We start from the raw sequence: 25326 nt of genomic DNA, 5'->3' as shown, positions 1-25326 counted from the left end.
GCATGGCGGTCTACACCGACGTTGCCGCCGATGAGCTTGCGGATTTCCTGAAGCAATACGATCTCGGCGAACTGCTCTCCTACAAGGGCATCGCCGAGGGCGTCGAAAACTCCAACTTCCTGCTGCACACGAGCCAGGGAAACAAGCAGGCCTCGTTCATCCTCACGCTCTATGAGAAGCGCGTGGCGAAGAACGACCTGCCGTTCTTCCTCGCGCTGATGACGCATCTCGCCGAGCATGGCATCAACTGCCCGTTGCCGGTGAAGGCGAGGGACGGCGAGGCGCTGCGCGAGCTGGCGGGCCGGCCGGCCGCGATCATCACCTTTCTCGAGGGCATGTGGCCGCGCAAGCCGAATGTGGCCCATTGCGCCGGCGTCGGCGAGGCGCTGGCGAAAATGCACCTGGCTGGCGCCAACTTTGCGATCAAGCGCGCCAATGCGCTCTCGGTCGCGGGCTGGCGGCCGCTGTTCGATGCGGCCGCAAGCCGCGCCGACGAGGTGCAGCCGGGGCTGCGCGTCTTTCTCGCCGCGGAGCTCGATCATCTCTCGAGCGGGGTCTGGCCCACCAATCTACCGGAGGGCGTGATCCATGCCGACCTCTTCAACGATAACGTCTTCTTTCTCGGCGACCGGCTCTCGGGGATGATCGACTTCACCTTCGCCTGCAACGACATGCTGGCCTATGACGTCGCGATCTGCCTCAACGCCTGGTGTTTCGAGCCGGATCATTCCTTCAACGTCACCAAGGCGCGCGCCTTCCTCAATGCCTATGGCCGGGTGCGAAAGCTCTCCGAAGCCGAAGAGGCGGCGCTGCCGCTGCTCGCGCGCGGCGCTGCGATCCGTTTCCTGCTGACGCGGCTGGTCGACTGGCTCAACGTGCCGCCGGGCGCGCTGGTGCGGCCAAAGGATCCGCTGGAATATGTCCGCAAGCTGCGCTTCCACCAGAGCGTGACGAGCGTGCGCGACTATGGGCTGATGCCGTCAGGACTGGTGGCGTGAGCGAGCTTCCTAACGTCACGATCTATACCGACGGCGCCTGCTCGGGAAATCCCGGTCCGGGCGGCTGGGGCGCAATCCTGAAGTTCGGCGACAAGGAGAAGGAGCTGAACGGCGGCGAGCGTCACACCACCAACAACCAGATGGAGTTGATGGCGGCGATCTCAGCGCTCGAAGCACTGAAGAGGCCGTGCACGGTCGATCTCTACACCGACAGCCAATATGTCCGTCAGGGCATCACGGGGTGGATCTTCGGGTGGAAGCGCAACGGCTGGCGCACCGCCGACAAGAAACCGGTGAAGAATGTCGAGCTATGGCAGCGTCTCGATGCCGCGCTGAAGCAGCACGAGGTCCGCTGGCATTGGGTCAAGGGCCATGCCGGGCATCCGGAGAACGAGCGCGCCGATCAGCTCGCGCGGGACGGCATCGCGATGGCGCGGTTGCAGCAGAGAGTGCGGGAGTAGTAGCGCCGTCTCGGGCGTCGCCAAGCTCTCTCCAGCCGGCCAAGGCGGGCGATGACACCGGGGGTGAGGCTACTACGCCGCCCCGATCACGATCCCCACCGCCAGCACGATGGCGCCGCCGAGCACGATCTGGAACACGGCCTGGAGAAACGGCGTGTCCATGTAGCGCGAGCGGATGAAGGCGATCGCCCACAATTCGAAGAACACGACGACGCAGGCGATGGCGGTCGCGACCCAGAATGCGTTGGCCCAGCTGTCGGGCACGAGATAGGGCGCGGTGTGGCCGAGCCCGCCGAGCGTCGTCATCGCGCCGCACGTGAGGCCGCGCAGCCAGGGCGAGCCGCGCCCCGTTAGCGAGCCGTCGTCGGAGAGAGCTTCCGCAAAGCCCATGCTGATGCCGGCGCCAATCGACGCGGCAAGGCCGACCAGAAATGTCTGCCAGTTCTGATGCGTGGCGAAGGCGGCCGCAAACAGCGGCGCCAGCGTTGAGACCGATCCGTCCATCAGGCCCGCGAGGCCCGGCTGCACATATTGCAGCACAAACATCCGCCGCCGTGTCCGGTCCTCCTCGGCGCGCACGTCGGGCTTGAGGATCTCGTCGGTGAGCGCGACGGCCCGATTCTCGTGATGCCTCTCTTCCTCGGCGAGATCGCCGAGCAGGCGGCGCACACCGACATCCTCCGCCTGCTCGGCAGCCCGCGCGTAGAAGCGCTCGGCTTCGAGCTCCATGGTCTCGACTTCCTTCCGGATCGTGTCGAGCGGCAGGTTCTTGGTCAGCCATATCGGGCGGCGGCGCAGGAAGCCCTTCACGTCCTCGCGGCGGATCGGCGGCAGATGCGAACCAAAACGCTCCTCGTAGAGCTGGAGCAGGCGATGCCGGTGGCCGCGTTCCTCCTCGGCCATCTCCTCGAAGATCTTGGCCGTGTCCGGGTAGCGCTCGCGCAAGTCCTCGGCGAAGGTCATGTAGATGCGGCTGTCCTCCTCCTCGGAGGAAATCGCGACCGCAAGCACCTCGCGCTCGGTCAGGTCGGCAAAGTTCTTCACGACGGTCCTGCCATTAGTTTAGAATTATTCTAAACTATAGGTCGCCGCGGTTCCCCGGTCAAATCAGCCGGTGCGGGCCTTGGCGAGGAAGTCCAGCAACAGCCGGCCGACTTCGGCGGGCTGCTCCTGCTGCACCCAATGGCCGGCGCCATCGACGAGATGGCAGCCGAGCATCTTCGTGCACGCGCGCGCCTGCATCGCCTCGAACGCGCCGGGGCGTTGATAGGTGCCCCAATCCTGCTTGCCCGAGATGAAACAGGAGGGCACGTCGATGCCGCGGCCAGAGAACAATTGCAGTTCGCGATTGAAAGCGCCCGAGGTGCCGCAGCGATACCATTGCAGCCCGCCCTGGAATCCGGTGCGGCCATATTCGGCGCTGTAGTAGGCGAGCTCGCGGTCCGGTAGCCATTGATTGGCGGCGATCGCGCTCGGCGACGGCATCTCCTTGGCCACCGTCTCAGCCATCGTCTCGTTCAGGTCCATCACGTAATAGGTCGGCAGCTTCGCCAGTTCATTCGCCGACCATGATGCCAGCGGATACGGCTTGTTGTCGGACCAGTCCGCGCTCTTGTGATGATAGTAGGCGCGCAGGAAATCGTGCACGCCCTGCGGCGCGCAGTGCATGTCGGCGTTGGCCGCGCGTGTCGAATAGTACCATTGATAGTGTTTTCGCGGACGCGGCAGCGCGGCGAGTTCGCGATGCACGGCGTCTTCGGCCGCAGGCTTTGCCGGCGTGTCGACTGTGTTGAAAGGCAGCGGCGGCGGTCCACCGAACGGCGCGCTCATCATCGTCACCGAGCGAAACACGTCGGGCCGGCTCAGGGCGCACCAGGCCGCGACCGCGCTGCCGAAATCGTGCCCGACCACATCGACCTGTCGGTAGCCGAAAGCCGCCACCAGGGCGAGCGCATCACGTATCAGGTTGAAGAGCGAGAAGGGCGCGAGATCGCCGTCGTACTCGGCGCGCCATCCCATCGTGCGCCCATAGCCGCGCTGGTCCGGCGCGATCACGTGATAGCCCGCCGCAGCTAGCACCGGCATCACCTTGCGCCAGGAGAAGGCCAGCTCGGGAAAGCCGTGCAGCAAGAGAATGCACGGCCGGCCCCCGGTTTCGAACCCGGCTTCCAGCACATGCATGCGCAAGCCGTTGATGCCATCGACATAGCGTGCGCGGATGCCGGCGGGGAGCGGGACGTCGGGGAGATCGGCCATAGGCGCTTCCTCGTGATGGCCCGGCTTGTCCCGGCCATCTACGTTCTTCGTTGCCGTTGATTGTAAGAACCTAGATGCCAGGCACAAGCCCGGGCATGTGAAGAGAGGTCGTTCCGCTAGGCCGCCGCGCAGACGAAGCCGCTGCCCTTGCGCTTGATCTTGCCCACCGACGGCGAGGGGAAATGCGCCGTGCAGCACAGCGTGTCGGTGTCGCAATAGCGCTCCAGGAAGCCGCGGCGCGTTTTCGCCGCTGTCGCCTGATCGACGTCGAACTTCATCGACAACTCGGGATAGAGCGCCTGCAATGGCGAGTGGATGAGATCGCCGGAGAACACCGCATCGTCCTTGCCGCGTCCGACAGTGAAGGCGACATGGCCCGGCGTGTGGCCCGGCGTCGGCAGGATGCGGATGTGATCGCCGATCTGATGGTCACTGCCGACGAGTTCGTGGCGCCCCGCCTCCACCACCGGCAGCACGCTGTCGGCAAAGGGCGGGACCTCCGCCTTCGCATTCTGCTCGGTCCAGTAGTCGAACTCACGCTTGGCGAAGACGTAGCGCGCCTTGGGGAAGGTCGGTACCCAGCGGCCGTTCTCGAGCCGGGTGTTCCAGCCGACATGATCCGCATGCAGATGCGTGCACATCACGAAGTCGATGTCGTCCACCGACACGCCGGCAGCATTGAGCCCGCGCAGATACGTGTCGTCGGTCTTCATGTGCCATTTCGGCCGCTGCGGCCGCGGCTTGTCGTTGCCGATGCAACTGTCGATCAGGATGGTGTGATGCGGCGTCTTCACCACGTAGGACTGGAAGCACAGGATCAGCGTGTCCTGCTCGTCCAGTGCCTTGGCCTGCCGCATCCATGCGCGGTTCTCGGCCAGCACCTCCGCCGTCAGCCCGGGAATGAACTCCAGCGCCGGGAAGAACGGGACTTCCTGCTCGATGACGCGATGGATGGTGAGATCGCCGACGGAGTATTTGAGGCTCATGAGAGCTCCTGCGAATTATGCCGGAGGCGGCACCGAGATTTTCACGGAAGGCCGCTCCAGCATTCTCTGATGGAAGGCGTCGAGCTTGGGATAGGCTTGGCGCCAGCCGCAATCGGCGAAGCGGAAGTCGGCATAGCCGAGCACGCAAACGAGGCCGATCTGCGAGATGTCGAACGGGCCGTTCAGCACCTCTGGCATATTCTCGAAGCGTGCCATGCCCGTCCAGGCCCTGTTCCAGTGGTCGTCCGACCATGCCTGCCATTGCAGGCCCTGCGGCCGCACCATCTTCTCGTAGCGGCACAGCAGCATGGAATCGAGCATGCCGTTGAGCAGCGAGTGGTTGGTCTTGGTCTTCCAGCGCCGCGGCCCGTAGTCCGGGATCAGGCTGCCGCCGGCGATCTCGTTGAGATATTCGACGATGACGTAGGAGTCCAAAATCACGTCGCCGTCATTGGTGATCAGCACCGGCAGCTTCTTCAGCGGCGTGATGCGCGAATAATCCTCGTTGGCGGTGCCCGGCGCGACGGTTGCGGGCACGAGCTCGATCTTGTCGATCAGCCCGAGTTCGACCGCAGCGATGCGCACCTTGCGGGCGAAGGGCGAGGCGGGGGAGAAGGTGAGTTTCATCTGAATAACCTCTATCCAAACACACACGCCTCATCCTGAGGAGTGCGCCTCTTCGGCGCGCGTCTCGAAGGACGGAATGGGAGGCGTTCTCTCGTCACCCGGCCAATGCGTCGAGTGACCGTGTTATTGGCGCATCCTTCGAGACGCGCATTGCGCGTTCCTAAGGATGAGGGCGGAGAGCCTACGCCGCGATGATCTCCTGGCGCTGCTCGCCGAGACCTTCGATGCCGAGCGTGACGACGTCGCCGACATTGAGGAAGGTCGGCGGCTTCATGCCGAGGCCGACGCCGGGCGGGGTGCCCGTGGTGATGATGTCGCCGGGCAACAGCGTCATGAACTGCGACACATAGGAGACGCACTTGGCCATGGAGAAGATCATGGTCTTGGTCGAGCCGGTCTGGCGGCGCTGGCCGTTGACGTCGAGCCACATCGAGAGGTCCTGCACGTCCTTGATCTCGTCCTTGGTGGCGAGCCATGGGCCGAGCGGGCCGAACGTGTCGTGCGACTTGCCCTTGGTCCATTGGCCCAGGCGCTCGGTCTGGAAGTTGCGTTCGGAGACGTCGTTGCAGACGCAATAGCCGGCGACGTAGTTCAGCGCATCGGCTTCCGAGACATATTTGGCGCGGGTGCCGATGATCGCGGCGATCTCGACTTCCCAGTCGAGCTTGGTCGAGCCGCGCGGCTTCTCGACCGGATCGTTCGGGCCGGAGAGCGAGGTGTTGGCCTTCATGAAGATGATCGGCTCGGTCGGGATCGCAGCGCCCGTCTCCTTGGCGTGGTCGCTGTAATTGAGGCCGATGGCGACGAATTTCGAGATGCCGGTGACCGGTGCGCCGAAGCGGGGCTTGCCGGACACCGCGGGCAGCGAGGCGGGGTCGAGGCTCGCCAGCTTTTTCAGAGATTCCGGCGAATAGGCCTCACCGGTCAGGTCCTTCACATGCGCCGACAGGTCGCGCAACTGGCCGGATTTGTCGATCAGGCCGGGCTTTTCCGCACCCTTCTCGCCATAACGAACAAGCTTCATTCTCGTTTCTCCCTGGGAATAGACCGATCGGTTGAACAGCTTCATGGAACAGGGCGGCGGGAAATTCAACCGCTCACTGCCGGGCGTTTCCGCATTACACCCCCTCATCCTGAGGGCCCGCCGAAGGCGGGCATCTCGAAGGATGGCCGCGGGCGGGGCCTTCATGGTTCGAGACGCGCGAAGACGCGCTCCTCACCATGAGGAGTACCGTCACCCCAGCGCCACAAACCTGAACGCGTCGCCATCCCGCTTGATATGCCCGGCCGAGAAATGCCCGCCGATCACCAGCGTCGGCGTGTCGGCAAAGCGGCCGAACAAGTCGCGCCGCGTTTCGGCCGATTGCGCCTGGTTGGAATCCGCGGTCGAGGACCAGTCGAGATGCGCCATCTGGCAGGGGTGGTGGGCGACGTCGCCGGTGAGCAGGCCCTGCTCGCCGTCGGACTGGATCAGGATGCTCATATGGCCGGGGCTGTGGCCTGGCGTCGGGATCATGCTGATCTCGTCGTAGAGCTGGCGGTCGCTCGCGATCAGATCGGCCCTGCCGGCATCGACGATCGGCTGCACGGAATCATTGAACACCGCTGCCTTGTCCGGTTCGGCGGAGTGGTCGCGCCAGTGCTCGTATTCGGTCTTGCCGAACACGTAGCGCGCATTCGCAAAGGTGGGCAGCCATTTGCCGTCGACCAGCTTCGTATTCCAGCCGACATGATCGACGTGAAGATGCGTGCACAGCACCGTGTCGATGCTGTCAGGCGCGAAGCCTGCCGCCGTCATCGTCTCCAGAAATGGTGTGCTGCGATGATTCCAGGTTGGGACGTTGCGGCCCTGCTTGTCGTTGCCGAGCCCGGTGTCGACCACGATCCGGCGCGTCGGCGTCTCCACCACCAGCGAATGGATCGACATCTTCAGCCGGCCTTCTTCGGTGGCGAAATGCGGGATCAACCAGGGCAACTTCTGGATCTCTGCGTTCCCTGCGAGCGGCAGGATGAAGCGGGTCGAGCCGACCGTCTCCAATTCCACCACCTTCGTGATTTTGACCCTGCCCACCTTCCACTGCATCGGCGCCTTCCCATGTTCTTGTTTTGGTGCCGAAACATGCGGCCTTCCGCCATGGAGCGCAATGGATCATCTGACGCGATGCGGCGTTATCGCGGGAACCGGAGGAGGAGCCATGCCAGAGCTTGCAATATCCGCTGAAAAAGTCGCTTTTATCATCGAGAAGGCGCGCGAATTGGACGTCAAGGAGGGCGATTCCGATCCGGATTCCGGCTCGAACCCGAGCGATGACGATGCGCTCGACGTTCTCGAGGACGACGGCTCCGATCCTGTCGTCCAAGAGCTCGGGAGCTTCATGATTGCCCTGAACGAGGACGAGCAGCTCGATCTCGTCGCGCTGACGTGGCTCGGCCGCGGCGACGGCACGATCGATGATTGGGACGATTTGCGCACCCGCGCAGTGGAGGCGCGGAATGAATATCGCAGTCCGCGCCGCGAAACGGTGCACTATCTGCTCGGCGAGCCCATGCTGGGCGATCTGCTCGCCGACGGTCTCGACGCATTCGGCATCGACTGGACCGATGAGCGCACCACCGCTGATTCCTCCGCTCCAAGTCAGCAGGACGAGGACGAACCGACCAAGCAGCGGTGAGACGGAGAATGCTCTCCCCGTAAGAACGGGGAGAGCGAGATGCGCGACTACAGGGTCCCCGGGAACGCGCCGCCATCCAGCAAAATGTTCTGCCCGGTGATGAAGCCGGCCTTGGCGCCGCAAAGGAAGGCGCAGGCATAACCGAACTCGTCGGGCTGGCCGAAGCGGCCGGCGGGGTTCTGCTTGGCGCGCTCGGCCAGGATCTGCTCCGGCGTGACGCCGCGCTTGTCGGCCTCGGCCTTGGCGGTGCCGGTCAGGCGGTCAGTCTCGAACGGGCCAGGCAACAGGCCATTGATGGTGACGTTGTTGATCACGGTCTTGCGCGACAGGCCGGCGATGAAGCCGGTGAGGCCGGCGCGCGCGCCGTTGGAAAGGCCGAGGATGTCGATCGGCGCCTTGACGGCGGCCGAGGTGATGTTGACGATGCGGCCGAACTTGCGCGCCATCATGCCGTCCACCGTCGCCTTGATCAGCTCGATCGGGGTGAGCATGTTGGCGTCGATTGCCTTGATCCAATCGTCGCGGGTCCAGTTGCGGAAATCGCCGGGCGGCGGGCCGCCGGCATTGTTGATCAGGATATCAGGCTCGGGGCAGGCCTTCAGCACGGCCTCGCGGCCTGCCGGCGTCGTGATGTCGCCGACGATCTCGGTGACGGTCACGCCGGAATAGGCTTTGCGGATGTCGTCGGCCGTCTTCTTCAAGGCCTCGGCGCCGCGCGCGGTCAGGGTGACATGAACCCCGGCCTCGGCCAGCGAGATGGCGCAGGCGCGCCCGAGGCCCTTGCTGGATGCGCAGACGATGGCGCGGCGACCTTTGATCCCAAGATCCACTGTTTCACTCCCGTAATGTCAGGTAGGTTTTGGACGGCGGCTACTCTATCCAACCTCGACGCTGCTGATAAGGGACGGGCCCGCTTCAAAATGCATGGCGCGCGCTGCGGCGATGCAAATGCGGAGGCATGGTCCGGAAGAATGTATCGCGGTTTTCTAAAGAGATCATGCCCAAACAACAAAGCGCGATCTGATCGCGCCTCAGATGCGCCGCTCCTGCTTGAGGCGGTCGATCGCGGCAGCCGCCTCCGGCGGCAGCGACTTGAATCCCATCTGTCCTACCGTCGAGAACAGCGGGCGCAGATGCGAGCCGGCGAGAAAAGGCGGCTGGCGGTTGGCCGGCACGATCTGGTCGAACACCGCTACCAGCGTGGTGGCGACGAGGCCGACCCTGATGGTGCCGAGCGCGGCGCCGCCGAGCCGGTCGCCGATGCCGGCCTCGCCGATGGTGTCGTTCAGGGCGGTGCGGCCGATATGCCCGAGCAGCATGCCGATCACCACAAAGATGGCGAAGAACCAGATCCAGTTCTGGAGCAGCGGTGAATTCGCGTTGGCTGCGATCTGCGGCGCGATCAGCGGCATCAGCGCCACCGCCATCGGCGCGGCGAGCAGATAGGCGAGGATGGTCACAGCGCTGCGCAGCAGCCCGGTCCTGAAACCGAGGCCGACCGCGATGGCGAGTGCCGAATAGACCGCGAGATCGAAACTGTTCATGCCTGCGAGCTCACCTCAGGAAACGTTGCTGCGCTGGAACGAATGAACGCCGAGCCGATCATTCCGGTTTCAGATCGCTAAAATCGTCTGTATTGATGGCTTCAAAAGCTCAGGGATTACGCCCAAGGAAATCGTCATGGCAGACCTATTCGACGTCAGTGAAGAAACCATCCTCGTGACCGGCGCGAGCCAGGGGCTGGGACGGCAATTTGCCCGAGTGCTGGCGGCCCATGGTGCATCCGTCGCGCTCGCGGCGCGGCAGACCGACAAGCTGAAGAGCCTGGAAGAAGAGATCCGCGGCAATGGCGGCCGCGCCGCTGCCGTCGCGCTCGACGTCACCGACACCGCGTCGATCGCCAGGGCGGTCGATGCGGCGGAAGCTGCGCTCGGGCCGGTCACCGTGCTGATCAACAATGCCGGCATTGCCATCGAGAAGCTCGCGACCGAGCAGACCGAGGCTGACTGGGATGCCGTGATCGGTGCCAACCTGAAGGGCGCCTATTTCCTCGCGACGGAAGTGGCGCGGCGCATGATCGCGCGCAAGCAGCCGGGCAACATCGTCAACATCGCCTCCGTGCTCGGCACCGGCGTGCTGAAGGCGGTCTCTCCTTACGCGATCTCTAAGGCCGGCATCCTCCAGGCGACCAAGGCGATGGCGCTGGAGCTCGCGGGCCAGAACATCCGGATCAACGCGCTCGCGCCCGGCTATATCGATACCGAGATGAACCACGCCTTCTGGTCGACGCCCGCAGGCGAGCGCCTGGCCAAGCGCATCCCGCAGCGCCGCGTCGGCGCCGAGTCCGATCTCGACGGCGCGATCCTGTTGCTGGCGTCGAACGCCTCGCGCTACATGACGGGCAGTGTGGTGACGGTGGACGGCGGGTTCTTATTGAATTGAGCTACGCTGCGCTATTGGCGCGCGAGAGCTTTACTCCGGTCTCGTCCCGGACAAAGGCGTCCGATTGCGTCCCGCGGCCGCCGCGAGCCGGCTCGGCCGCGACCGCGCGACCATGGCACCGAAAGGCATCCTCCAGCGCCTGCAGCGGGGTGTTTGTCAGGGATTGTCCAAGGCACGGTCCATGGCAGCATCCCCTAAATGACGTTGCGCCCTGATTTTGTTACGGCCAAGCTGGCTCTTTGCGGAACTCCTGGCAAGTGCATGCCGAAACGGCCCCAAAACCGGTCCATCCGCCTGTCACAAAGTCGAAAAAAACGTTCCCGCAGCCCTTTCCAAAGGCAGCCCGCCTTGTTACATACGCCCCGCACCCGACGGGCTTTGCCCCGGGTCGCCTTCCAAGGAAGCCTTTGGGACGGACGAAGCAAGCCACGCGAACAGCGCCGGCCCTAACCGACCGTCCCCGGCCTTTGGCGAAGGCAAAGCAAGTGTTTAACGCGGGGTGGAGCAGCCCGGTAGCTCGTCAGGCTCATAACCTGAAGGTCATAGGTTCAAATCCTATCCCCGCAACCAAATTCGGATTGACCGGATCTGATATGAAAATGGCCCGCATGAAGCGGGCCATTTTTGTTTGGTAAATGTTTGTTTGCTAAATCCTGCGCCTCAAAACTCCCTAACCACCTTCCCATCCGCGCCCACCAGCGTCGACGGTGCCTCCCCAAACACCAGCCCCTCTGGCTGAAACTTGATCGTCTTCCCGCCCTCGACGAACTCCGCAAAATTGCGCGGCGTCGCCGAGTGCACGCCGTTCGCCAGGAAGTCATCGATTTCGTAACAGGTGTCGGGCTTGCCGCCGGAGCCTTCGCCCAAAAACTTCTGGAAGGTCTGGCTCGTGATCTTGGCCTTCTTGCGCGCCGACCAGTTGGTGTAGCGGCGGTAGAGCTTTGGCAGGATCACCGGGCCCTTGTCGGTCGCGAGCACGGCGGTCTCGCCGGCCCTGGGCTCGCGCAGGCCGAAGTCGAAGGGGCCAATCGTCTTGGCGAGATGTTTCCAGACCGGCAGCTTCTTTGCGCGCGCCGTCTTGGCGAGCGCGAGGAAGGCCTTGATCTCATCCTCGTTCATCGAGGAGTAGAACGTCGGATAGGCAAAGCCCTGCTCGACCAGCCAGTGATTGATGTCGATTGTCTCGCCACCAACCGTCACCTCGATGTCGCCGACCAGCCGCCCATAGGTGTCGAACACCTCGTTCGGCGCATCGACATGGGTGAACACGCGGCAGGGAAGGGTGACTTCGCCGGGACGGCTGAGGAAATCGTGCAGCACCTTGCTCGCGGTGGCGCCGAGGAATTGTCGGTAGGAATGCGTGACCTCGTGATAGGCCTGCCGCTTGGCCTGCGTCAGACCCTTCTTCTCGGCCGTCGAGAGTGGCGAGGGCTGGTAGTGCAGCTCCGGTGCGTCGATGCCCTGGAGGCGGACGGTGAGCTTGCCGTTCTTGATCGGTGCCGTTGCGGTCCGGCCCTTGACCTTGGCGCCCTCGAAGGCGTGGGTCGGCTGGAATGGCGACGAGTCGTTCTTGCGGAAGCGGATCGCGTCCGGCGCGATGGCCACCACGACCTTGGTGGTGTCGGCGTCCGACCGCCCCTCCGGCCAGAACTGGCCGACATCAATCGTACCTTCAACCTCCAACAGTCCAACGGGCATCGGCCGCTCCTGTCACGGCGCACGACGACTTCTGAGGAAGCGATTCGCGCGAACAGTGAGGCGTAACCGAGCATCTTCGTGCGACAGGCCCATGACGGCGGCTAGGACAGGCGCGACGCGTTGCGGCCGTGGCCTCAGCTCTCGGCTACACGATGCTGACAACGAGGTTGTCATGGGGTGCGCTCGAAGGGGTAGAGCGACGGACGGCACGCCTTGGCGGGTGGCATCAGTCGCAACAAGACGCCCGCGCGCCTGTCGCGGGCGGCAATGGGTTCTTGAACCAAGAAGAATGCTTCTGAAGATCACGATCGATGCGGACAGACCATCGTCAGATAGAGCAGCGTCGGCGCCTTGTCCTCGCCGTTCCTGTACTCCCACTCCAGCCGGATCTCGTGGCGGTGCGCATAGGCATCGCTCGCCTTGTGCGTGATGATGTTCGTCTTCATCGGGATCGGCGGTTCGGAATTGAAGCACTTCCGGACGCAGGCATCGAGCAGATCGCATCGCGTCAGAGGGATGACACCGGGCTCGTCCTTGGACAGCGGAGCCGTGTTCGGCTGGGTGCTGAGGTCGACGCGGGCCCGGCCCTTCTCCTTGTGCCAGTACTTGGCGCTTCCCTGCGGCCACTTGGATGGCGGGTTCAGGATCAGGTGATACTGGCCATATTCCAGCGTCGGCAGATCGATGTCGTCCGATTCCTTGAGCTTCGCGACGCTCTTTTTCATGTTCGCCAGGGGATAGTAATTTCTGTTCATCAAGTCTCGAAATGCCTTGCCGCTATATACCAGTCCGGCCATCGCCTCTTTCCCCGATATGTCTGTTGTCAAAACTTGGTGCTGGCGGCCGAAATACGCGTCACGCTGCCGCCGATCACACATTCGTTGTGTGCAGGCACGCTACCACCCACGACTGTACTTCGTCCAGAGAGCCGCGATCCGGTAACATCGCGTATCCCGCAAGCCCGATTGCCATGCATTCCTCTATGGGTAATGTACGCCAAACGCCTCGCAGGCGTTGGAGCGGGACTGCCGAGGCAGTTCGTTGAAGGCGCTGAAATGCATTGCTTCGCGTGTCAGTCGACGATTGATCCCGGCGATAGCTGGTGCTCCAAATGCGGAGCGGCGGTGCGCGAGCGCGTTGATCCCGACAGCGAGCGACGCTTTGTGACCATTCTGCGCGCTGACGTCGTCGATTCCACGGGACTTGTTGCGGAGCTCGAGCCGGAGGCGGCGGTGTCGCGTCTCGAACCGGCTCTTGCGGCGATGAGAGGCGCGGTGCGCCAGTTTGGCGGCATCGTCAGTAAAGAGTTGGGCGATGGGTTGGCCGCGGTATTCGGCGCTCCGATCGCCGACGACAACCATGCCCCGCTGGCCTGCCACGCAGCCATCGAACTTGTCCGGCGTGTCGGCAGCCTGGGAGATCCCGGGCTTCAGGTCCGGGTTGGCCTCCACTCAGGCCATGTGGTGGCCTACATGGTCGCCAGCGAATTTTCCAAAGTCTATGAGATCGGCGGAGCCGCCCAGCATCTGGCAGCCCGGCTGGAAGCAGCGGCCGAGGCGAACCAGATCTATGTCTCGCAAGCCTGCCAGGAGCTCGCGGACGGACATGTGCGCTTTGAATTCCTCGGCCGAAAAGCGCTCCGTGGTTTTGGCGAGCCCATGCCCGTGTACCGGATCATGGGCGCAAGCGATCTGTCGAGCTGGCGGGTCCGACGTGCGCGCAGCGTTTCCCGTTTCGTCGATCGCACGACGGAGCGGGCATTGCTATGGCGCGCGACGGAAAGGATTGCGGCCGGCCGGCAAACGGTTCTGCTGATGGGGGATGCCGGCATTGGTAAGTCGCGGCTCGCACATGAGTTCGCCCAGGACCTTCGAGCCAGCGGCTGGCGGCTGATCGATGCCGAGTGCAGCCCGAATCTCCAGGGCGCTCCGTACAGCGCCCTCAAGCGCCTGTTGCTCTCGGTCTTTGATGCAGCTGCGAGGGATCAGACCAGGACGGACGATCCCAGAGACGCGTTGCCGGTGGTGCAGCAGCGCGCCATCGACGCCGTCCTGGACTTGCCGATTTCCGATCCGCAATGGGACGAATTGGAGCCTCACGCCCGCGGCCGCGCGATTTCAGACGCGAGCTGCGCGATCGTCGCGAGCGTCGCCCGTCGCCAACGCACTGTCCTTCTGATCGAAGACCTGCATTGGATCGATCGGGCCAGCGACGCGATTGTGGCCACCCTCTCCGGGCTGCAAAGCCCCGATTTGCTTGTGCTGCTGACGACGCGGCCCAACGGAATGCCGGTGTGGATCGCAAATTGTCAGGCGGAGATCGTGGCGATGCGGCCTCTCGACGACGATTCGGGTCTGGCCATGCTCGCGGAGATGCTTGGCCCCGCTACCTCGAATACGGACCTGAAGAATCGGATCATCTCTCACACGGCCAACGTTCCGCTGTTCATCGAGGAGGTCTGCCGAAGTCTGAAGGACAGCGGCCTGCTTCTTGGCCAGTGGGGTGATCTTTCCGTTGCGCGTCCTGTGGACGAGCTCGGCATCCCCAGCAGCATTCAAGGTGTGATCGCGGCACGGCTCGATCGCGTGTCGCGGCAGGAAAGGTCACTTCTTCAGATCGCCGCGGCGCTCGGACGCCGGGCCAACCAAGCCATGTTGCGGAAAGTAGCGGCCCTGCCGGAAAAGGTTCTGCAGGATTGCCTCGCCGCACTCGACCGGGCCGAACTGCTGGTCAAGATCGACAGTGAGTTGGAGGACTCGCTCGAATTTCGGCACGAGATGGTCAGGCAGGTGACCTACGATTCCATGGTCGAGAAGGTGCGCGAAAGCATCCATGCCAGCATACTTGCCGCCCTCGAAGGCGACGAGGCATGGGCCGACGATCCGGATACGCTCTGCTATCACGCGACGCGAGCAAAGGACTGGCAGAAGGCGTTCGACCACGGCAGGAGCGCTGCTCGAAAATGTTTGGTTCGCTCGGCCTATGCCGGCGCGGTCGACTATTTCGAGATTGCGATGGGATCTCTCGACAAGACACCAGTGACGCACGCGCGCGAGGTGAACGCCATTGACATCCGAATGGAAGCACGTCTGGCCTTTGCCGGATCTGGGCGCGTCGCGGAAGCCCTGGATCTGGGAAGGGAGGCCGAACGGCGAGCCGATGCAATCAACGATATTGAGCGCAAGGTCGCGGCCATGACCATGAGGGCGGGCGCACAGAACTTCTATGGAGCGCCGGTCGAAGCTGTCGCGATCGGGGAAGACGTGGTGGATCTGGCGGAGAGCTCGGGCAATCCCGGCTGGCGCAATCTCGCCCAATATGGTCTTGGGCAGGCCTATTTTCTTTCCGGCCGCTACCATCAGGCCGAGAAGATGCTGGCCACGGCCCGCGTCCATCTCGCGGGTCCAACAGCGAGTGCTCCGATCGGCACGACCCCACGATCTTTGCTCCTCCTTTGCTGCATGATGAACAGCATCACCCACACCGTGATGGGCGAGCTCGATGCCGCCGAGCAGCTCCAGCGCGAGGCCGCTGCGATAGCGGGGGAGACCGGTCGGCCCTACGACCGCGTCGCGGCCGCCTATAGCGGCGGCTGGCTGAAGCTGGGGCAGAATGATCCGGCAGCCGCCGCTTCCATCCTCGAGGACGGCTTTGTCCTCGCGCAGAAGCACGGCATCCGGCTGTTCGTGCCGGTGCTCGCCTGCCATCTCGGCATGGCCTATCTGGACCAGGGCCTGTTCGACCGGGCGCGGGGCATGTTGACCGAGGCGCGCGAGGAGGCGAAGGCGGTCGGCTATACTTCGGCGGTGCTGCGCAGCTCGATCTACCTGGCGCTGGCGACCTGGCGCCTCGGCGACGCCGGGACTGCGCAGAACATGCTGCGCGAGGCGCGCAACACGGCGCGCCAGCAGGGGTTTTCGGGCCTCGAGGCCGAGGCCCTGCTTGGCGAAGCCGTGGTGACGCCGGCGTCCAGCGCCGAAGGCAACGCGGCCATCCTCGCCGCGCTGCGCGCCAGCATCGCGATCGCCTCCGAGAGCGGCGCGCGGCCGCTCCAGCAGAAGGCCGAGGCGATACTGAACGACATGCTCGCGCGAGGCGACGAGCTGACCTGACCCCGGCGGGGTCCGCGACGGCACCGCTGCGGCCGACCTTAGCGTCACTGCGAACCAACTGAGGCCGACCGACGGGTTCTATGCTCGCGCGAGCCTCACTTCACCAGCGGACAGCCACCGTCCTTCAACGGCCGAAACGCCTGGTCGGCGGGCACCTCGGCGAGCAATTTGTAGTAGTCCCACGGCCCCTTCGATTCCTCCGGCTTCTTCACCTGGAACAGGTACATGCTGTGCACCATGCGGCCGTCCTCTCGCAGCACGCCGTTGTCGGTGAAGGCGTCGCGCACCGGCAGCTCGCGCATCTTGGCCATGACCGTCTTGGTGTCCTTCGTGCCCGCGGCCTGCACGGCCTTGAGGTAATGCAGCGTGGCGCTGTAGGTCGCGGCCTGGTTCATCGTCGGCATGCGCTTGACGCGCTCCAGGAAGCGCTTGCCGAAGGCGCGGGTCCTCTCGTTGAGATCCCAGTAATAGGCCTCGGTGACGATCAGCCCCTGCGCGAGTTTGAGGCCAAGGCTGTGCACGTCGGAGATGAACATCACGATCGCAGCCAGGTTCTGGCCGCCAGCGACGATGCCGAACTCGCCGGCCTGCTTGATCGCGTTGATGGTGTCGCCGCCGCCATTGGCGAGGCCGATGATCTTGGCCTTGGAGCCCTGGGCCTGGAGCAGGAATGACGAAAAGTCCGCGGTGTTGAGCGGATGCTTGACGCTGCCGAGCACCTTGCCGCCAGCCGCCCTCACCACGTCGCCGGTGTCGCGCTCGATGGAATGGCCGAACACGTAGTCCGCGGTAAGAAAGAACCAGCTGTCGCCGCCGTTCTTGACGATGGCGCTGCCGACGGTATGGGCGTTGGAATAGGTGTCGTAAGTCCAGTGCGCGGTGTAAGGCGAGCAGGATTTCCCGGTGATATCGGAGCTGGCCGCATCGGTTACGATCATGATCTTTTCGTACTGCTTCGACAGCTCCATCACCGCGAGCGCAGTGGCCGAAGTCGGCAGGTCGATAATCATGTCGACGCCCTCGGTCTCCCACCATTTGCGGGCGATGCTGGAGGCAACGTCGGGCTTGTTGAGCACGTCGGCCGAGACCAGGTCGATCGACTTGCCGAACATCTGTCCGCCAAAATCCTCGATCGCCATTTTGGTGGCCTCGACGTTCCCCATGCCGCCGATGTCGGAATAGACGGAGGAGAAGTCGGAGAGCACGCCGATCTTGAGCGGTGCCTGCTGGGCAGAAGACGAGCTGGTCGCGAGCACGGCGAGTCCGGCCGCGAAAGCGGCACGCATAATCCGGCACATGGCATTTCCTCTGATATTTATAATTGGTGCACCAGCCCAGATTGCCTCTCTGAAGTGCCAATTCTTGCGTAACGGCGCCGCGCTCGTCGGCTGAATTGACGCGGGCGATTGCGCCAACTACGGTTTGCGCAAACATGGGAAGCGTGCGCATGCACTGTTCGGGCCGGCCTCTGCGCCATCGCAAATTAGGGGACGGAAATGACCAGCGATACCGCAGCCACCATCGCGAAAGCCCGCGAGCATTCCATCGGCGATCTCCTACGCCGGTCGGCAGGCCGCGAGCCGAACAAGCTCGCGGTGAGCTGCGGCAATGTGAGCTGGAGCTTTGCCGAGATGGACACGATCTGCAACCGGCTCGGCCGCGGCCTGCTCGGTCTCGGCGTCAAAAAAGGCGACCGTCTCGCCGTGCTCTCGCGCAATTCGCACGCCTTCGCGGCGCTGCGCTTTGCCGTGGCACGGATCGGCGCCGTGCTGGTGCCGGTTAACTTCATGCTCAATCCGGACGAGATCAACTTCATCCTGAAGAGTTCTGGGGCAAGGCTGCTCGCAACCGGTCCTGATTTCGTCGAGCAAGCGAGCGCGGCCAGCGCCAAGGATTGCGCCGTCGAGAAGATGATCTGCTTGCCGGGCGAGGATCCGGCCACGGCACCTTCGGGCCTCACCACCTTCGATGATCTCTTGCATGCCGACGGCTCGTTCCTGGACGCGTCGGTCGACAGCCGCGATCTCGCGCAGATCGTCTACACCAGCGGCACGGAATCGCTGCCCAAGGGCGCGATGCTGACCCATGAAGCCGTGATGTGGCAGTATGTCAGCTGCATCATCGACGGCGGCATGAGCGTGGACGACAAGTTCCTGCACGCATTGCCGCTCTATCATTGCGCCCAGCTCGACGTGTTTCTGGGGCCGCAAATCTATCTCGGCGCTTCCGGCGTGATCACGGGCAAGCCGACCGCCGACAACATCCTGGCGCACATCCAGGCGCACAAGATCACCTCGTTCTTCGCGCCGCCGACGATCTGGATCGCGATGCTGCGCTCGCCGAATTTCGACAAGACCGACCTGTCGAGCTTGCAGAAGGGCTATTACGGCGCCTCGATCATGCCGGTGGAGGTGCTGCTCGAACTGCAGCGCCGCCTGCCCAACGTCAGATTCTGGAATTTCTACGGCCAGACCGAGATTGCGCCACTCGCGACCGTGCTGCGACCGGAGGATCAGCTGCGCAAGGCCGGCTCGGCCGGCAAGCCGGTGCTCAACGTCGAGACGCGGGTGGTCAACACTGCGATGGAGGACGTCAAGGTGGGTGAGGTCGGGGAGATCGTGCACCGCTCGCCGCATCTGCTCTCCGGCTATTACAACGATCCGGTGAAGACCGCGGCGGCGTTTTCAGGCGGCTGGTTTCACTCGGGCGATCTCGCTACCGTCGACGACGAGGGCCACATCACCGTGGTCGATCGCGTCAAGGACATGATCAAGACCGGCGGCGAGAACGTCGCAAGCCGCGAGGTCGAGGAAATGGTCTACCGCATCCCCGCTGTCTCCGAGGTCGCCGTCGTCGGCCTGCCCGATCCGCGCTGGATCGAGGCGGTGACCGCGATCATCGTGGTCAAGAACGGCGAAACGCTGGACGAAGAGTCCGTCATCAAGCATTGCGCCGGCCAGATGGCGCATTTCAAGGTCCCCAAGCGCGTCATCTTCGTGGATAGCTTGCCGAAGAATCCGAGCGGCAAGCTGCTCAAGCGGGAGCTGCGCCAGCGTTTCGTCGGCGGCGACACGCTCGACAAGGCGATCCAGAAGAATTTTGCAACATGAACGCGCTTTTCGCCTCTCCATGTGCGGGGAGAGCTGGAAATTTGAGAGAGAGAATCCCGGGTGAGGGGGCCCCGCGACTCCGCAGTCAGCCTTGGAACAACAGCGTTTCCACATCGTCATTGCGGAGATGCGCCCTCAATACTTCTTCACCGTCGCGGCGAACGCCAGCCACAGCGCCATCGAGGCTAGCCCAAAGCCGCCGAGCAGGAGGAACGTCGGGCCGTAGCCGATCCATTGCGCGATCCAGCCACCGAGCGCGGGACTGAAGCTCGCGCCGACGCCCTGCACCGTGATTACCGCGCCTTGGCCTAGATTGATGCGACCGGTTCCGTTAAGGGACCGCGCGACCATGCCGGGGACGGCAACGGTCTGGAGTCCGGTGCCGATGCCGTCGAGCACCTGCATTGGCACGACGCCCCACCATCCCGTGACGAAGAAAGCAAGCACGCCGCGGATGGGCAGGAACATGAAGGAGATGAGGATCACCGGCCAGTAATTGCGCTTGCTCGCGGCCTTCATCGCGATCAGCGAGGTCACGATCATCACGCCCTGCGCAATCACGACAGTGGTCGCGACGAAGCTCGGGCCATTGGCCTGCCCGTCGGCCACTGCCGCAAGTCCATAGAGTGGCACGATCGCGGCATTGCCGAGATGGAAAAGGGCGAGCGCGAGTGCCAGCACGAGCAGCGGCTTGTGCTTGAGCAGCATCGTCATCGCATCCGGCGGAGCTTTGGAGTCGTCCTCCTTGCTGCCGCGCGCGGCGCGATCATCGATCGCCTTGGCGGGAATCATCAGCACGCAGGCGATCGCGATGGCGCCGAATATGGCCGCCAGCACGAACACGGCGATATAGCCGAACTTGTAGCCGAGATAGCCCGACAGCGCGGCGCCGACCATGTTGCCGGCGTGGTTGAATGCCTGGTTGCGGCCGTTGAGCGCGTTGAAGCCCTTCTGCTTGGCGATGCCGAGCGTGATGCCTGTCACCGCCGGCACGATCGCGGCGCTCGCCAGCGATTGGGCGACCTGGGAAAAGGTGACGGCCCAGAAATTTTGCGAGATCAGGATGATTGCAGATGCCAGCACCACGCAGATGCCGGGGATGACGACCCACATGCGCTTGTTGCGGCTGGAATCGATTAGGCCGCCGATCGGGGTGGTGATCAACATGCCCGCGACGTTGCCGATCGTCAGTGCTGTGCCGATCAATCCACTCGCCCAGCCGCGCTCCTGGAGGAAGACGCCGACGAACGGCCCGATGCCCGACTGCATGTCGGCCATGAAGAAGTTGAGCGCGAACAGGGGCCAGATACGAGACGGTGAAGGGCGCGATGTCATCGAGACGCTGAACGCAATGCTGCCGATCGAATAGGATCTCGCATGAGGCGGAGAGTTCGGGCCCATGGGCGCCCGGGCGGACCAGAACCTAACCTGCGCTCGTCGCGTTGGTTCCGATCGCCCTTGCGATCGCATGACCGCGACGTCATGTCATACTTGCGACTGTCTCGATCAGGATCTCGGCCATGCCACTCTGGACCTGCGAAACCTGCGGCGCGCAATTTCCGGACAGCGGACATCCGCCCGCATCCTGCCCGATCTGCGAGGACGAACGGCAGTTTGTGGGCTGGAAAGGGCAAAGTTTCCTGACTCGCGAGGCGCTGGCAGAACGCCACCGCGTCGTCTGGCGCGACGATCACGGCCTGACCGGCCTCTCGCTCGAGCCGAGCTTCGCCATCGGCCAGCGCGCGCTGCTGGTCCCGCTCAGCGGCGGCTGCATGATGTGGGACTGCATACCGCTGGCAACACCAGAGGCGATTGCGCATGTGCGTTCGCTCGGCGAACTGAAGGCGATCGCGATCTCGCATCCGCATTATTATGGCGCGCTCGCCGACTGGAGCGAGGCGTTCGGCGGCGTGCCGATCTATCTACACTCAGATGATCGCCAATGGGTGACGCGGCCGCATGCATCGATCGTGCACTGGACCGGCGATTACCACCGCATCTCCGACGACGTGCTGCTGCTGCGCACCGGCGGTCATTTCGCCGGTGCCACCGTGCTGCACTGGCGGCACGGTGCGGACGGCAGGGGCGCGCTGCTCACCGGCGATATCGCGCAGGTGACGATGGATCGCCGGTTCGTCAGCTTCATGTATTCCTACCCCAACTACATGCCGCTCAACGCCGCCGCGGTGCGGCGGATCGCATCTGCCGTTGAGCCGCTCGCCTTCGACCGCATCTATGGCGCCTGGTGGGGCCGCAACGTCGCCGCAGGCGCCAAGGCCGCTTTTGCTACCTCGGTCGCACGCTATCTGGCGGCCATCGCCTGAGCCACATGCCGTTTTGGGAGCGCTTGCCGCGCCAGAATAACTGTACTATAAGTACAATTATTGAGCGCGGGCGATGGCGCGCTGGCGGATTCGGCATGATCGGTGCATTGCAAAACGCCGCGCGCCTTGCGATGCGTGAGCGGGAGTTTGGCCCATGACGGCAGAGAGCGACTACGGGATATTCGAGGCCGGCGACGTCACGCTCCAGTCCGGCACCGTCTTTCCCGGGCTGAAGCTCGCCTACAAGACTTATGGAACGCTGAGCCCGGCCAGGGACAACGTCATCCTCTATCCGACCTCTTTCAGCGCGCAGCACGTCGACACCGAATGGCTGATCGGGCCCGACGGCGTGCTCGATCCGACGCGCTACTTCATCATCATACCGAACCTGTTCGGCAACGGCCTGTCCTCATCGCCGTCGAATACCGCCGCGCCGTTCCCGAAGGTCACCTATCACGACGCGATCTCGGTCCAGCACCGGCTGCTCACCGAATGTTTCGGCATCTCGAAGCTCACGCTGGTCTATGGCTGGTCGATGGGCGGTATGCAGGCCTATCATTGGGCGGCGCTACACCCTGATATGGTGGAGCGCGCAGCGATCGTCTGCGGCAGCGCGCGCTGCGCGCCCTATAATCATGTCTTTCTCGAAAGCGTGAAGGCCGCCCTGACCGCCGATCCCGCCTTCCGCGATGGCCGCTTCGTCGAGAAGCCCGTCGCCGGCTACCGCGCGATGGGACGTGTCTATGCCGGCTGGGCGATGTCGCACGGCTTCTATCGCGACGAGATTTGGCGCGACACCGGTTTCACCTCGCTCGAAGATTATCTCGTGCGTGGCTGGGATGCCGCCTTTGCGCGACGCGACGCCAACGATCTCCTGGCGCAGATCGAGATCTGGCAGAATGGCGACGTCAGCCGCTGCGCCGCATTCGGTGGCGATTTCGGCCGCGCGCTCGGCGCGATCAAGGCCCATATGTTGCTGATGCCGGGTGCGACCGATCGCTATTTCGACGTCCGCGACAACGAAGATGAGCTCGGCCGGTTGACCAGCGCGAAATCTGCGGTGTTGCATCCGATCCCGTCGCTGCACGGCCATCGCGCCGGCAACCCCGTCAACAATCCGCGCGATCAGGCTTTCATCAAGGCCGAGATCGCAGCGCTTCTCAGCAGGTAGGCAGGCATCCTGACATGGCTGACACAATTGTTTCAGAACCCGGCCATCGCTTGAAGCCGCTGACATCGGCGATGCTGCGCCAATTGTCGGTCCGCTCCGACCTCAGGGGCGCGGCGCAGAGCCTCGGCCATTATGGCGCGATCGTGCTGGTGGGCATGCTGATCTGGATGGTCGCCTCGCGCCATGGCGTGCTTTGGGCGCTGCCGTTGATGGCTGTGCAGGGCTATGTCGTTGCCTTCCTGTTCATGGCGGTGCACGAGACAGCGCACAAGACCGCTTTCAAAAGCCGCGGCCTCAATCTCGCAATTGGCTATCTCTCGGCTTTCATCATTGGATTGCCTTACGAATATTATTGCCTGTTCCACTGGGATCACCACCGCTACACCCAGGATCCGGACAAGGACCCCGAGCTGATTGTCGGCGTGAAGCCGAAATCCGACACCCAGCTCGCGATCGCCTATAGCGGCCTGCTTCAGGTCGCCGGCCGGCTATGGCTGATGCTCGGCCATGCCATCACCGGCAAGGTCGTCGTGCCGTGGATCCCCGAGAGCAAGCGCTCCATCATCATGGCCGAGGCGCGCGCCTATGTCGCGCTCTACGCGATGTTGTTTGCGCTGTCGCTGTGGCTCTCGTCGGCCATGCTGCTCTGGGTCTGGATCGTCCCACTCGTAATCGGGCAGTTCTTCCTGCGGCCCTATCTCTACGCCGAGCATACTGGCTGCGACCGCACCCGCAGCGCCTTCCAGAATACCCGCACGACCTATACCGGCGCGATCGTCAAATGGTTCGCGTGGAACATGCCCTATCATGTCGAGCATCACGCCTATCCCTCGATCCCCTTTCATGCGCTGCCGAAGCTGAACGAGATCGTCGATGGCGAGATTGTCCATCGCGGCCGCGGCTACATCAGAACGACGCGCGAGACCTGGGCCTGGTTTCGCCGGCAGCGGCAGGTTGGCTAGCTAGCTCAACGCAAAGGCCCCGATCGCGGAGCGATCGGGGCTCTGTCGACGATGCGAGGTATCAGTAGATCCCGTAGGCGCAGACATTCACGACGCGCACGCGCAGGCCGTGACGGGTCTGGACGAGGCGCTCTTGGTAGCAGTTGCTGACGCCGGTGTTGACGTAGACGCCGCCAAAGCCCCAGCCGGGACCCCAATGGTGATGACCCCAGTGGTGATGGAAGGCGCCGGCCGAGGCGGCGGTGGGAGCGAGCGCGGCAACGCCGAGCGAGCCGGCAGCGATCAGACCAAGTGCAAGCTTACGAAACATCTTCATTCTCCATTTGGCGCAGTGCCATTGTTGTGTCCCTGCATCTCGGTCGGACCGAGACGCGATTGCGTTCATGGCGTTGGCTCAGAATCGTGTTTCAGGATTGTTTCGTGGGCCGCGGCAAATGTGCCGCCGTCAGGCTTTCCGCGCCAGGCGATAGCGTGCGGCCATCGCCTGCGTCAGCTCCATCATCTTGTCGCGGAGATCGGCGGGCTCTAGCACTTCGGCCTCGGGGCCCAACCGCAGCAGTTCGGCCGCGGCATGCCATGACGTCTTGCCGATCGGGACCTTGGCGATGCGCCAGCCGTCTGCGTCGGCGGTCTCTTCAAGCTGCGTGCGTGCCTTGACGTAAGGCTGGCTCAACGCGTCCAGCAGCTTGACGCCGAATGGCGACAGCCGGACAATCGCCACATTGGGGTGCATCTCGGCCTCGAGACGAAGTGTCGCGGCCTGCCAGTAGGAAGCGAGATCGAACCCGGCGGGACGATCGAAGCGATCGTCGAGCGCCGTGCAGTCGAGCACCCGCGCGATGCGATAGGTGCGCACATTGCCGTCGACTTGCCCTGCGAGATACCAGCTGCCGCCCTTCAGCACGAGGCCGAGCGGAGCGACGCGGCGTTGCTTCTCTGCGCGCCAGCTTTGGTAGCGGATCTTGATCAGCGTCCCCCGCAACGCTGCGCCAGCGATGGCGCGCAGATGCTTTGGGTCTTCGGCCTCGCCGAACCAGCCCGGCGCGTCCAGGTGAAATCGCTCCTGCATCCGCCCGGCGTCGTCGCGCAGATTCGCGGGCAGCGCCGCCATCAACTTGTTCTGCGCGGCGATCATCGCGGCGTCGAACCCCAGCGCCGCGGCCGGGCCCGGCAATCCCGCCAGGAACAGCGCGCCTGCCTCGCTTTGCGACAGTCCGTTCAGCCGCACGCGATAGCCGTCAAGCAGGCGATAGCCGCCCTCCGCGCCGCGGTCGGCGTAGACAGGCACGCCGGACGCGGCGAGCGCATCGATGTCGCGATAGATCGTGCGCACCGACACCTCGCAGGCTTCCGCGAGCTCGGGCGCGGTGACCTGCCCCTTGGCCTGGAGGGTGGTGAGGATCGACAACATCCGGCTCGCGCGCATGATCTCCTTAGATCATACCTGACACAAGATGTCAGGTATGATCCGCTACAAGCTGCGCTATAGCCAAAAGGCCAGATGGGA

23 protein-coding genes and 1 tRNA gene are annotated in these 25326 nt (G+C 63.8%); 10 read left to right on the top strand and 14 right to left on the bottom strand.

The window, feature by feature from the left end:
- The first annotated feature begins 2 nt into the window (after positions 1-2).
- The gene (locus IVA91_RS20065; RefSeq protein ID WP_247277929.1) at positions 3-998 is read left to right on the top strand and encodes a homoserine kinase; all 996 of its coding nucleotides are present in this window, start codon (positions 3-5) and stop codon (positions 996-998) included.
- Positions 995-1459, top strand: coding sequence for a ribonuclease HI (rnhA, locus tag IVA91_RS20060; RefSeq protein WP_247277928.1), 465 nt, complete (start codon positions 995-997; stop codon positions 1457-1459). Before IVA91_RS20065 ends, rnhA begins: the two co-directional genes overlap by 4 nt.
- Positions 1460-1531: 72 nt before the next feature.
- Here the strand turns inward: rnhA and mbfA are convergent, their stop codons facing one another.
- The 6 genes from mbfA to IVA91_RS20030 form a co-directional block, all read right to left on the bottom strand.
- On the bottom strand, positions 1532-2503 hold the full coding sequence (gene mbfA / locus IVA91_RS20055) for an iron exporter MbfA (protein ID WP_247277927.1): 972 nt from the start codon (positions 2501-2503) through the stop codon (positions 1532-1534).
- A gap of 63 nt (positions 2504-2566) precedes the next feature.
- Positions 2567-3715, bottom strand: a complete 1149-nt coding sequence (locus IVA91_RS20050) for an alpha/beta hydrolase (protein ID WP_275974759.1) — start codon at positions 3713-3715, stop codon at positions 2567-2569.
- 116 nt (positions 3716-3831) lie between these two features.
- Positions 3832-4701 (bottom strand): MBL fold metallo-hydrolase, encoded by an 870-nt coding sequence (locus IVA91_RS20045; RefSeq protein ID WP_247277926.1) that lies wholly within the window; start codon positions 4699-4701, stop codon positions 3832-3834.
- A 15-nt stretch (positions 4702-4716) separates the two neighbouring features.
- Complete coding sequence (locus tag IVA91_RS20040; protein ID WP_247277925.1) at positions 4717-5328, bottom strand: glutathione S-transferase family protein; 612 nt, start codon at positions 5326-5328, stop codon at positions 4717-4719.
- A gap of 181 nt (positions 5329-5509) precedes the next feature.
- Positions 5510-6352, bottom strand: coding sequence for a fumarylacetoacetate hydrolase family protein (locus tag IVA91_RS20035; protein ID WP_247277924.1), 843 nt, complete (start codon positions 6350-6352; stop codon positions 5510-5512).
- Positions 6353-6562: 210 nt separating this feature from the next.
- Positions 6563-7411, bottom strand: a complete 849-nt coding sequence (locus tag IVA91_RS20030; RefSeq protein ID WP_247277923.1) for an MBL fold metallo-hydrolase — start codon at positions 7409-7411, stop codon at positions 6563-6565.
- Between the two features lie 112 nt (positions 7412-7523).
- On the opposite strand from IVA91_RS20030, the gene IVA91_RS20025 reads away from it, so the two are divergent.
- Positions 7524-8000 (top strand): DUF3775 domain-containing protein, encoded by a 477-nt coding sequence (locus IVA91_RS20025; protein WP_247277922.1) that lies wholly within the window; start codon positions 7524-7526, stop codon positions 7998-8000.
- Between the two features lie 47 nt (positions 8001-8047).
- Here the strand turns inward: IVA91_RS20025 and IVA91_RS20020 are convergent, their stop codons facing one another.
- Complete coding sequence (locus IVA91_RS20020) at positions 8048-8830, bottom strand: SDR family oxidoreductase (RefSeq protein WP_247277921.1); 783 nt, start codon at positions 8828-8830, stop codon at positions 8048-8050.
- Between the two features lie 201 nt (positions 8831-9031).
- Positions 9032-9544, bottom strand: a complete 513-nt coding sequence (locus IVA91_RS20015) for a CvpA family protein (protein WP_247277920.1) — start codon at positions 9542-9544, stop codon at positions 9032-9034.
- A gap of 136 nt (positions 9545-9680) precedes the next feature.
- Between IVA91_RS20015 and IVA91_RS20010 the strand changes: the two genes are divergently transcribed.
- Positions 9681-10442 carry an SDR family oxidoreductase gene (locus IVA91_RS20010; protein ID WP_247277919.1) on the top strand — a complete coding sequence of 254 codons (762 nt, stop codon included), beginning with the start codon at positions 9681-9683 and terminating at the stop codon, positions 10440-10442.
- 493 nt (positions 10443-10935) lie between these two features.
- A tRNA-Met gene (locus IVA91_RS20005) sits at positions 10936-11012 on the top strand.
- 90 nt (positions 11013-11102) lie between these two features.
- Here IVA91_RS20005 and IVA91_RS20000 read toward each other — a convergent pair.
- Together IVA91_RS20000 and IVA91_RS19995 are read right to left on the bottom strand one after the other, a co-directional pair.
- Positions 11103-12140, bottom strand: a complete 1038-nt coding sequence (locus IVA91_RS20000) for a thermonuclease family protein (RefSeq protein ID WP_247277918.1) — start codon at positions 12138-12140, stop codon at positions 11103-11105.
- 302 nt (positions 12141-12442) lie between these two features.
- The gene (locus IVA91_RS19995) at positions 12443-12937 is read right to left on the bottom strand and encodes a hypothetical protein (RefSeq protein WP_247277917.1); all 495 of its coding nucleotides are present in this window, start codon (positions 12935-12937) and stop codon (positions 12443-12445) included.
- A 258-nt stretch (positions 12938-13195) separates the two neighbouring features.
- Between IVA91_RS19995 and IVA91_RS19990 the strand changes: the two genes are divergently transcribed.
- Complete coding sequence (locus tag IVA91_RS19990; RefSeq protein WP_247459100.1) at positions 13196-16252, top strand: AAA family ATPase; 3057 nt, start codon at positions 13196-13198, stop codon at positions 16250-16252.
- 95 nt (positions 16253-16347) lie between these two features.
- On the opposite strand, the gene IVA91_RS19985 is transcribed toward IVA91_RS19990, so the two are convergent.
- A complete protein-coding gene (locus IVA91_RS19985) occupies positions 16348-17550 on the bottom strand; it encodes an ABC transporter substrate-binding protein (protein ID WP_247277916.1) in 1203 nt (400 codons plus the stop codon).
- 198 nt (positions 17551-17748) lie between these two features.
- Between IVA91_RS19985 and IVA91_RS19980 the strand changes: the two genes are divergently transcribed.
- Complete coding sequence (locus IVA91_RS19980) at positions 17749-19362, top strand: acyl-CoA synthetase (RefSeq protein WP_247417199.1); 1614 nt, start codon at positions 17749-17751, stop codon at positions 19360-19362.
- 135 nt (positions 19363-19497) lie between these two features.
- Here the strand turns inward: IVA91_RS19980 and IVA91_RS19975 are convergent, their stop codons facing one another.
- Positions 19498-20697, bottom strand: a complete 1200-nt coding sequence (locus tag IVA91_RS19975; RefSeq protein WP_247277915.1) for an MFS transporter — start codon at positions 20695-20697, stop codon at positions 19498-19500.
- Positions 20698-20882: 185 nt separating this feature from the next.
- Here IVA91_RS19975 and IVA91_RS19970 point away from each other — a divergent pair, with 185 nt between their 5' ends.
- The 3 genes from IVA91_RS19970 to IVA91_RS19960 all read left to right on the top strand — a co-directional run bounded on the left by IVA91_RS19970 (position 20883) and on the right by IVA91_RS19960 (position 23819).
- On the top strand, positions 20883-21686 hold the full coding sequence (locus IVA91_RS19970; RefSeq protein WP_247277914.1) for an MBL fold metallo-hydrolase: 804 nt from the start codon (positions 20883-20885) through the stop codon (positions 21684-21686).
- 154 nt (positions 21687-21840) lie between these two features.
- Positions 21841-22857: an alpha/beta fold hydrolase gene (locus tag IVA91_RS19965; RefSeq protein WP_247277913.1), complete on the top strand. Its 1017-nt coding sequence runs from the start codon at positions 21841-21843 to the stop codon at positions 22855-22857.
- A 14-nt stretch (positions 22858-22871) separates the two neighbouring features.
- Positions 22872-23819 (top strand): fatty acid desaturase, encoded by a 948-nt coding sequence (locus IVA91_RS19960; protein ID WP_247277912.1) that lies wholly within the window; start codon positions 22872-22874, stop codon positions 23817-23819.
- A gap of 61 nt (positions 23820-23880) precedes the next feature.
- Here the strand turns inward: IVA91_RS19960 and IVA91_RS19955 are convergent, their stop codons facing one another.
- Positions 23881-24129 (bottom strand): hypothetical protein, encoded by a 249-nt coding sequence (locus tag IVA91_RS19955; protein ID WP_247277911.1) that lies wholly within the window; start codon positions 24127-24129, stop codon positions 23881-23883.
- A gap of 135 nt (positions 24130-24264) precedes the next feature.
- Positions 24265-25245: a YafY family protein gene (locus tag IVA91_RS19950; protein WP_247277910.1), complete on the bottom strand. Its 981-nt coding sequence runs from the start codon at positions 25243-25245 to the stop codon at positions 24265-24267.
- Positions 25246-25326: the final 81 nt, after the last annotated feature.

The organism is Bradyrhizobium sp. 153 (assembly GCF_023073835.1).
In the GTDB taxonomy this organism is placed as follows: Bacteria; Pseudomonadota; Alphaproteobacteria; order Rhizobiales; family Xanthobacteraceae; genus Bradyrhizobium.
The sequence above is the reverse complement of the archived record's forward strand: the minus strand, read 5'-3'. Positions and strand labels throughout refer to the sequence as shown.